Genomic DNA, 9169 nt, shown 5'->3' with positions numbered 1-9169 from the left:
ACCTGAACATCGCGAGCGTGCAGGACACGATGGCGAGCAACGCGCATCAGGAAAGTATGGGTGGCGGGTTCAGCATCAGTCAGGGCGGCGGCAGCGCGAGCTTCAGTTCGCAGCACGGCAACGCGACCGGCAGCTATGCGGGCGTGAACGAGCAGGCAGGTATCCAGGCGGGCGACGGTGGATTCAACATCAACGTCAAAGGCAACACTGACCTGAAAGGCGCGATCATCGCGAGCGATGCGGAAGCGTCGAAAAACAACCTGACGACGGGGACGCTCACGTATTCCGACATACAGAACCAGTCCAGCTACAACGCACATTCCAGCGGGTTCAGTGCAGGCGCGACGACGGGCGACGGTGGCTCGAACTACAGCACGCACGGCCCCACTTCTGGCAAGAATGCGGGCGGCGGTGCGCCGATGTTGAGCCAGAACGACAGTGGCAGCGATAGCGCTACTACGCGTAGCGCGATTAGCGCGGGTACGATCAACGTCACGGACAGCGCGCATCAGACGCAGGACGTGGCGAGCCTGAACCGCGATACGTCGAATACAAACGGCACGGTCGCGAAGCTGCCAGACGTGAACAACCTGTTGAACAACCAGGCCGACATGATGGCGGCAGCGAGCGCGGCAGGCGAAGCCGTTTCGCGGCGCGTCGGCGACTTCGCCGATTCGAAACTCAAGGAAGCACAGGCAACTGGCGACCAGGCTGGCATCGACGCATGGAAGGAAGGCGGCACGGCGCGCGCGGAAATGCAGGCGGCAGGTGGTGCACTCGTCGCGGGTCTCGCGGGCGGTAATGCGCTTGGCGGCGCGGCTGGTGCAGGCATTGCGTCGATTGCTGCGGGCAAGCTGAACGAACTGAGTGGCGCGATTGCCGGATCGAACCCGACCGGCAACGCAGGCATGAACCAGGCACTCGGCAACATCGTGGCAAACGCGATCGCTACTGGAGCGGGCGCGGCTGTCGGCGGCAATGCGGGCGCAGTGTCAGCCTACAACACCGACCGATACAACCGGCAACTGCACGCGCCGGAGAAGACAAAGGCACAACAGATTGCTTCGCAAGCGGCGGCGCAAGGGTTGAAGAATTCTGACGGTTCGCCTATCACGGAAGCACAGATTGAAAACGCCATGCGAGCGGCCAACAACAGTCAGTACGGCGAGATTGTCGCGACGGGTGTTGTGGTGCCATTGAACGCCACCACGCCCGCGAGTGCCGTCTATGACACAACCGGCATGAAACTCGCGACGGACAGCGCAAGAAATAACTATCTCGTACAAGACCCGTCGATGCTGTCGACGCCATCCACGGCGCTTCAAGCCCTGATTGTTCAGAGCACGGGCGGGGCACACTCGCCGTATAGCTGGAATCCGGCATCCACGCAAACGGTAGCCACGCCAAAGATCGACCCATCCGGTCCCTTCTCTCCAAATTGGAATACGGGAGATTACTCTGCCGGGTTTAATGCAGGTGGGCGCGGATTAGCACCGGATTACATGACAGTCAACGGGGGGGCACTTTCCGCCAATGTATCGGGCGTGGTGAACTTGTACGATGGCTCACTTTACGCTGGAGGTGGAGTGGCAATGACGAACCCTTCGGCGGTGTCGTACAAACCCGGCTTCAGCACGACGTTTGGCTATATCTTCGGTGCAAGAACTGCGCAGGATGCAAGGAATTTTATTGCGGGCGATGGGAACCAAGCTTTTGTGTCCGTACCGGCGAATATGGGTGTGAATTTCATTGGGGCAATCACACACGGCTACGGCGGCGCTACAGCAATCGAGATAGGCGTGGGCCAGCCTGGCTCTCTCACGTACGGCGTCGTTCCTTGGGGCCATACAACCCAGGTGACGGGACAAAACAAATAAGGAGGTCGATATGGCTGTTGGTGGCGGTCCAAGTCCAGAACAGTACGCCAAGATGACCAAAGCACAGAAAACAGGCTACTGGATAGGTGTAGCAGTCGTTTTTGGATTTATTGGCGCGCTCTTCATCAAAAAGATGTTTTTCTAACTTCACCACGGATCTGGCGGGAAGCGGAAGCGGCCACGGGCCGCTTGCCGCGCAGCAGGAAGAATCAGGAACTACTTTATCAATGAAACTCAGCAAGAGGCTGGCGGCTTTGCCGCTCACAGCCCTGGTCACACTCGCGTCCGCACAACGCGCGCCGTCACTGGCAGACGAGGCGGCAGCAGCACGCGCGAACGCAGAGCAGAACCAGCAGTTACAACAGCAACGCGACGCGCAGCAGCGGGAGCAGATCGTGAACGCACCCGCCGTGCGCTCGACCGTACCAACGGCCGGGGTGTATCCCGACCTTCCACACGAATCGACGTGCTTCCGAATCGACACGTTTGCGCTCGACGTACCGGCGACATTGCCCGACATCGCGCGCAAGAACGGCGCATCAAATCTGCCGCTCGATCCGTTCTGGTTCGTGCGCGAATGGCTCGACCACTACCGGGGCGAGTGCATCGGCAAGGCCGGACTCGACATACTCACAAAGGGACTGCAACAGACGATCCTGTCACGCGGCTACGCGACGACGCGCGTGCTGTTGCCTGAACAGGATTTATCAACGGGCACGCTGAAAGTCGCGCTCGTGCCGGGTGTCGTGCGTCATCTGCGCTTTGCCGATCCCGACACGCGCGGCACATGGAAATCCGCATTCCCGGCCCGCGACGGCGACCTGCTGAACCTGTGCGACCTTGAGCAGGGACTGGAGCAGATGAAGCGCGTCGCGTCGCACGACGTGGACATGAAGATCGAACCGACCGACACGCCGGGCGAAAGCGACATAGTTCTGAACGTCAAGCACTCAAAGCCCTGGACGTTTGTCGTGTCGGCCGACAACTCCGGCACGGACGCGACGGGCAAATGGCAAGGCAACGTAAGTCTCGGCATCGACAACCCACTTGGCCTGAACGACGTGTTCATGGTCGGCGCGAACCAGGACCTGTCGTTCGGCAACAAAACACTCGGCTCGCATGGCTTCAACGGCTCGTATTCCGTGCCTTGGGGCTACTGGACGGCAACGCTGTCGGGCAACACGAACACGTACTACCAGAACGTCGCGGGCGTGAACCAGACATTCGTGTCGAGCGGCAACTCGCAGACGGCCACATTCAGGCTTGCGCGCGTGCTCTCGCGCAGCCAGAGCGACGTGCTTGGTGCCTACGTCCAGCTATCGAAGCGCTTCGGCGAGAGCTTTATCGAAGGCACAACCATCCCGATACAGGACCGCAACAACACCTTCATCGAAGCAGGCACAACGGATCGTCATTTCTTCGGAACGGCGCAGTTCGACGGCACGCTTGCCTATCGCCACGGCATTCACGGCTTGGGCGCAACGGGCGACCCGAACCCGAACCTGTATGACCCGACCGCGCAGAGCAAAGCACACCCGACGTATCTGTACAAAATGACCGTGCTCGACGCCAACCTGTCGATACCGTTCGCCCTCGCGTCGCAGAACTTCCGCTACGTGACGACCTTCCACGGCCAGTACACCAACGACCTGCTGTTCTACATCGACGACCTGACCATTGGCAGTCGATACACCGTACGTGGCTTCGACGGCGAAACGATGCTCGCGGCAGAGAAAGGCTTTTACTGGCGCAACGAACTGCAATGGCCCATCTTCCAGACGGGACAGACGCTCTACGCAGGTATCGACTACGGGCGCGTGTTCGGCACGAACACAGCGATTCTGGCGGGCACCCAACTCGCGGGCGCGGTGATCGGCATTCGCGGCGGCATCCCGGCGAAGTATGCGGGTTTCTCGTATGACCTGTTCGCGGGCACGCCCATCTACAAACCGGCCGGATTCCCTACTGCGTGTGTGACGGTCGGGTTCCAGATGACGGCGCAGTTCTAGGAATCCAACCAGACCGATCTCATCTGCCCGGTTGACAAGGTGCATTACTGAATATCCATGTTCACGCGTCGGAAGGATTCCACCCATCGCTACGACGCGTGCCTGGCGCCTATCTTCAGTGACGGAGCTTTTCCCATGTTTTTTAGAAACGCAATCGGGGCCATTGGCGCTATTACCTTAAGCGCTGCCTGCACGATCCTTCCTCAACCTACCCATGAGCTAACGACTGAAACGCCTGACTACGATGCAAACGTCTCAGCGCGCATTCGCATACTGACTGGAAACGGGGCCGGCGGCGCATTCTTTCGTCCGGGCGAAGCCTGCTACAAAGGATTATTCGAGCGCGACGACAACAAGGTCGTGGTCGGAGACGGGTTCTGGTCAGCGTGGAAATATTCCTCGCGCAGCATTACCATCGGCATGCCAGCCAGTCCGCGCAAGTGGATGACCGTCGATGGACTCGAATTCAAGGATTTAATCAGGGAATACGTTGTTCCCGCCGGGAAGCCACTTACGGTGGCGATGACAGTCAGTAGCAGCGCTGGAAACTATCACTCGTCATGCACACCTCCAGCGACAACTTTCGCACCGGAACCCGGTCAGGACTACGACATCTTCATGAATAATGAGGGCAGACGCTGTTGGGTCGAAGTCCGTAGAATTGACGGACATGGGATAGACGAACTCACAGTTCAAAAGGTTGCACCCAAATGCGATGCGTCGCCGAAATAAGAACCGATGTGCGCCATAGTATGTGGGCGTCTCGTATTGCGGGGGCGATATCCCAACCGCCCCCGCAACCCATTCACCGCGACTCAATCGACCCCTGACTCGGCGGCGACGTCACAATCCCCCACGCCAGCGGCAAATCGCCAATCTGCCCGACCGTCTGATAAGTCTTCGCATCGAGCACGAACACGGCATTCGAGCGCCCGCACGCCATCAGCACTTTCGACCCATCCGGCGTGAAGCTGAAATGCCAGCAACGCTGCCCGACAGGCGCGTCGGCGACGTGCTCGTAGGTTTTCGCATCGAACACCTGCAAGGTCTTGTCGCGCGCGGCGGCGACGAGCAGATGCTTGCCCTCGGGATCGAACGCGACGCCGTACGGACCCATCTTCGTATCGACCGTCTTCAGAGTCTTCAACGTCGCCCCGTCGAGCACGACAAACTTGTTGGTGTTCTCCAGCGTCACCACGTACTGCTTGCCATCTGGCGACGCCTTGATGCCGCGCGGCCGCGAGCCCTTGTCCATTTTCACCGTACGCACGAGCTTGCCCGTGCCCGTTCGATACACCGACACCGTGTCGTCGCCTTCATTGGTGACGAGCAGCTCGCGCCCATCCGGCGAAAACTCGACGCCCTCTGTCTCGTGTCCGCTCTTCACGGAGCGCACCACCTTCATCGTCTTCAGATCGACGATAGCCACTTCGGCGGGCGGGCTGTTCGCGTCGTCATCGTCGTCGTGTCCGCCTTTGCCGCCTCCCGCTTCCGGCTTGCCTTCGGGCTTGCCCTCGGGCTTACCTGCGCCCTCACCGCGCTGAGCGCCCTGATTCCCCGCCAGCGCCTGCGGCGGCGGCCCGCTCTCGCCGGGCTCATACGTCACATAAGCAAACCCGCGATGCACGCGCACGAACTCCGGGTTCTTGCCGATCTTCACGCGCGCGACCACCTTGTCCGTCGACGTATCGATCACCGACAGATCGCCCGTCTTGTTCGCCACCAGCAGCTTGCTGCCGTCCGCCGTCAGACTGAGCCCGCGCGGGCCATCCTTGCCGAGCCCGATGGTCTTCTTCAACGTCATCTGATCGAGGTCGATCACGCCGACGCCATTCGTCTCGCTGGTCACGTACGCGACGGCCGCTGCCGACGCCTGGCCGATACTCGCGCCAAGCAGCACGGCGAGCGCAACGGATACGGCCACGCGTGTGTGTCTGGTCGTGCAATGCATCGATGTCTCCTGCGGAGTGTTGTTCGACGGGCCCGCGCCGAATCGCGCGAGCCATGTTCGTTGTGCCGCAAGGGCAGATTCACCCAGGCTCAAGTTAGCGCATCGCGCGCCGGTATGACAGCATGGGAGGCCGGGAGTTTTTCCCGAAATGGGTGGGCACGCGCGGCTCAATGCGCGGCTTCCGGTTCCGACGCGAGCAGGCCGACTAGCGCGTCGACGCCGCGCCGCCACGACTGGTCCGTGTTGCCACGGATATCGACGGAACGCTGAAATACGACCTGTCCGCTTGCCGTGTCTTCGATGCGCAGATTGATGTTGAGGATCAGGTTACTGATTTTCTGCACCCAGCACACGCCGACGCGTTGCACGCCGAGCTTTCGGCCGATTTCCAGCTCGCAACCGTTACAGGCGCTCAGGTCCTGGGTCTTCGCGTAGCTGTCGATCAGCGCCGCCGCCGGACGGTTGTCCGCGACCTTGTACAGGCTGCGCTGGTCGACGCGCGTGCGCAAGCCGGCGCTCGCCATGGCGGCGCGGGCCTGTTGCGACTGGGTGACGGAAGCATCGTTGTACGCCGCGTTGTCGTCGATCACGACGCAGTCAAGCAGCGCGATGGCGGGCGGCGCAGCCGCGACTGTCACCGAAACGGTACACAGTGCGGCGGCAGCGGCGAACCGGCCGGACAGCGCGCGAGCGCGCCGCAGTCCGCACGGGCCGGCGTTGGAACGGCAAACAGTCACGGCGGCATGCCCTCCACGATCGATAACCACACGCGACGGGCGCACCGACGCCCCGCCCTCGCGGCGATCGTGAAGCAGATAACGCGCCTGAACGCGGCTGCGGGCTGACGGAAACTCAGGTCTCGGAGACGGAACCCGCAGTCTGCGCCGCCGCTTCCGCCGCCAGCGCCTTGCCGACCTCGTCGGCAAACCGCTGCAATGCCGAAAGTGGCCCACAGACGCTGTGATACATCTGACTGCCGATCTGCGCGTCCAGCAACACCTGCATGCCAGACTTTTTAGCCATTTCGATCAGATCCACCTGAATCTCCTTGCCGGGTACGCTCTATCGCGACAACACCAGCGTACCCAGTCAATTTGACCGTCATTCCCCTGAACAGAGGCCATGAAGCAGATCAATTTACCTGTTTCGAAGGCGAACCTTACGGGCGAACTCACCCGCAAACTCAAGGCGACTTAAGCGGTGCCGACACCACGGTCCGCGACGCAAGCGGCTGCGCGTCCTTCGCGGGCGGCTCGGCTTTCGGCGCACGCGCCGTATCGGCGCTCATGATCGAAAACCCAAACGTGTTCACGCCGTCCTGACTGCGCGCGAACACCACGCCGCCGTGCATATCGGCGACCGCCTTGACGATCGCCAGCCCGAGGCCGTGGTTCTCGCGGCTGTTGGTGCGCGACAACTCCGCGCGATAGAAACGGTCGAACGCGTGATCGAGCACGTCCCGCATGATCGGCTCGCCGGGATTGGCCACGGCGACCCACACGCGGCCCGCTTCGCGCGACACCGTCACCTGGATCTTCGCGCCGGGCGTCGAATGGTGGATCGCGTTGATCAGCAGGTTCGCGAAAGCCCGCCCGAACAGCGAACGATTGACGCGCGCTACCGCGTCGCCGTGCAATTGCGCCTGCACCTGTGCCTCTTCCATCGGCATTTCGAGGAACTCGACGGTACGCGCAACTTCCGTTGCGAGCGACACTTCGACCAGTTCCGTGGCCCGCTCGCCCTGATCGGCGCGTGCCAGAAACAGCATGTCGTTGATGATGCCGCGCATCCGCTCGAACTCTTCGAGATTCGATTGCAGCGTGCGGCGCAGATCGTCGACCGAGCGGTTGCGCGTCAGCGCCACCTGCGTCTGCCCAATCAGGATCGTCACAGGCGTGCGCAACTCGTGCGCGACGTCGGCATTGAACGACTCGAGGCGCACATACGCCTGATCGAGCCGCTCCAGCGCGCCGTTGAACGAATGCGCCAGATCGTTCAGTTCGAAGGGAAGCTCGGTGGTGCGCAATCGCTGCGAGCGGTTATCCGCGCTCACTTCGGATGCGTCCACCGTCAATCTGCGCAAGGGCGCGAGGCCGATGCGCGTGACCCAGTAGCTCAACAGCGACGCGCCGAGCGCGCCGAGCGCCGACAGCGCCGCCAACGCAAGGCCGAATTCGCGCAACGCCTGCTCGGTCGGCGCGTAACTGGTCGCCACCTGCAACTGCACCTGAGGACGCTCGCCGTTCGGCGGAATGGTCAGTGTGCGCGTCAGCAGGTCATGGTCGGTGCCGTTGTGCGTGACGCGCGCATAGTCGCCGCGCCATTGCTGCGCGATCGTGCCCGTCACAGGGTGGCCGTAGTTGAACAGCGGAGTCGTGCTCGAAATCGAATAGACGCTCGTGCCATCGCGCGGCGTCATGTCCCCGAGCTTCTCTTGCGCCATGCGCCACTTGTCGCGGTTGACCGCGTGATGCACGATGATCCGCGCGACTTCCGTGCGGCTATCGAGCGAATCGCGCAGGCGCTGCTCCAGTTGCGAGCGCAGCACGAGGAACAGCCCCGTGTCCACCAGCGTAAAAACAGACAGCGCGACGAGCGCGAACAGCAGCGCGAGACGCCGTGCGATGGAACGGGTCGAGCGAGTCATGATGCCTCCGCTTCCTCGCGGACTTCGAGCACGTAGCCCATGCCGCGCATGGTGTGCAGCAGCTTGGTCTGGAACGGTCCGTCGAGCTTCGCGCGCAACCGCTTGATCGCCGTCTCGACGACGTTCGTGTGACTATCGAAGTTCACGTCCCAGACGAGTTCCGTGATGATCGCTTTCGACAGGATATCGCCCTGCCGGCGCGCGAGCACGCTGAGCAACTGGAACTCTTTCGCGGTCAGGTCGAGCCGCACGCCGCTGCGCGTCGCGCGCCTGCCGATCAGATCGACATACAGATCGCCGACGCAGATCAGCGTCGATTCCTGCACCCGCGTGCGCCGTGCCAGCGCGTGCAGCCGCTCGACCAGTTCGAGAAACGAAAAGGGCTTGGTCAGATAGTCGTCGGCGCCTTCGCGCAGGCCGCGCACGCGGTCGTTCACGTGATCGCGCGCGGTCAGCATGATGACGGGCGTCGACTTGCGCATGCGCAGCGCCTTGAGCACGCTGAGCCCGTCGCGCTTGGGCAGCATCACGTCGAGCACGATGATGTCGTAATCGAACTCGGACGCGAGATGCAGGCCCTCTTCGCCGTCCAGCGCGACGTCCACCACCCAGCCCTGCTCCGTCAGGCCACGGCGCAGATAATCGACGACCTTGAATTCATCCTCCACGATGAGCAGCTTCATGG

Annotated in this window: 9 protein-coding genes; 4 read left to right on the top strand and 5 right to left on the bottom strand. The window is 62.0% G+C overall.

All coding sequences use genetic code 11. The features are described from left to right. From KFO72_RS32165 to KFO72_RS32155, 4 genes are all read left to right on the top strand, one after another. Positions 1-1877, top strand: a 1877-nt coding sequence (locus tag KFO72_RS32165; protein ID WP_263627912.1) for a polymorphic toxin type 22 domain-containing protein, incomplete at its 5' end; no start/stop codon positions are given. A 10-nt stretch (positions 1878-1887) separates the two neighbouring features. Beyond that, positions 1888-2022 (top strand): hypothetical protein, encoded by a 135-nt coding sequence (locus KFO72_RS42155; RefSeq protein ID WP_257841647.1) that lies wholly within the window; start codon positions 1888-1890, stop codon positions 2020-2022. 82 nt (positions 2023-2104) lie between these two features. Beyond that, complete coding sequence (locus tag KFO72_RS32160; RefSeq protein WP_225033809.1) at positions 2105-3886, top strand: ShlB/FhaC/HecB family hemolysin secretion/activation protein; 1782 nt, start codon at positions 2105-2107, stop codon at positions 3884-3886. 135 nt (positions 3887-4021) lie between these two features. Beyond that, the gene (locus KFO72_RS32155) at positions 4022-4618 is read left to right on the top strand and encodes a hypothetical protein (RefSeq protein ID WP_225033808.1); all 597 of its coding nucleotides are present in this window, start codon (positions 4022-4024) and stop codon (positions 4616-4618) included. A gap of 73 nt (positions 4619-4691) precedes the next feature. Here KFO72_RS32155 and KFO72_RS32150 read toward each other — a convergent pair whose 3' ends face one another. From KFO72_RS32150 to KFO72_RS32130, 5 genes are all read right to left on the bottom strand, one after another. Further along, entirely contained in the window at positions 4692-5837 is a 1146-nt protein-coding gene (locus KFO72_RS32150; protein ID WP_225033807.1) for a cytochrome D1 domain-containing protein, read from the bottom strand. 167 nt (positions 5838-6004) lie between these two features. Then, complete coding sequence (locus tag KFO72_RS32145; RefSeq protein ID WP_082670483.1) at positions 6005-6574, bottom strand: DUF3280 domain-containing protein; 570 nt, start codon at positions 6572-6574, stop codon at positions 6005-6007. A 115-nt stretch (positions 6575-6689) separates the two neighbouring features. After that, positions 6690-6875 carry a hypothetical protein gene (locus KFO72_RS32140; protein WP_054931943.1) on the bottom strand — a complete coding sequence of 62 codons (186 nt, stop codon included), beginning with the start codon at positions 6873-6875 and terminating at the stop codon, positions 6690-6692. A 145-nt stretch (positions 6876-7020) separates the two neighbouring features. Further along, entirely contained in the window at positions 7021-8484 is a 1464-nt protein-coding gene (locus KFO72_RS32135) for a heavy metal sensor histidine kinase (protein ID WP_060607605.1), read from the bottom strand. Beyond that, positions 8481-9167: a heavy metal response regulator transcription factor gene (locus KFO72_RS32130; RefSeq protein WP_007576885.1), complete on the bottom strand. Its 687-nt coding sequence runs from the start codon at positions 9165-9167 to the stop codon at positions 8481-8483. The genes KFO72_RS32135 and KFO72_RS32130 overlap by 4 nt, the downstream gene beginning before the upstream one ends. Positions 9168-9169 lie beyond the last annotated feature (2 nt).

Origin of the sequence: Paraburkholderia sp. XV (assembly GCF_020177535.1) — a bacterium.
GTDB classification, from domain to species: Bacteria; Pseudomonadota; Gammaproteobacteria; order Burkholderiales; family Burkholderiaceae; genus Paraburkholderia; species Paraburkholderia caribensis.
The sequence above is the reverse complement of the archived record's forward strand: the minus strand, read 5'-3'. Positions and strand labels throughout refer to the sequence as shown.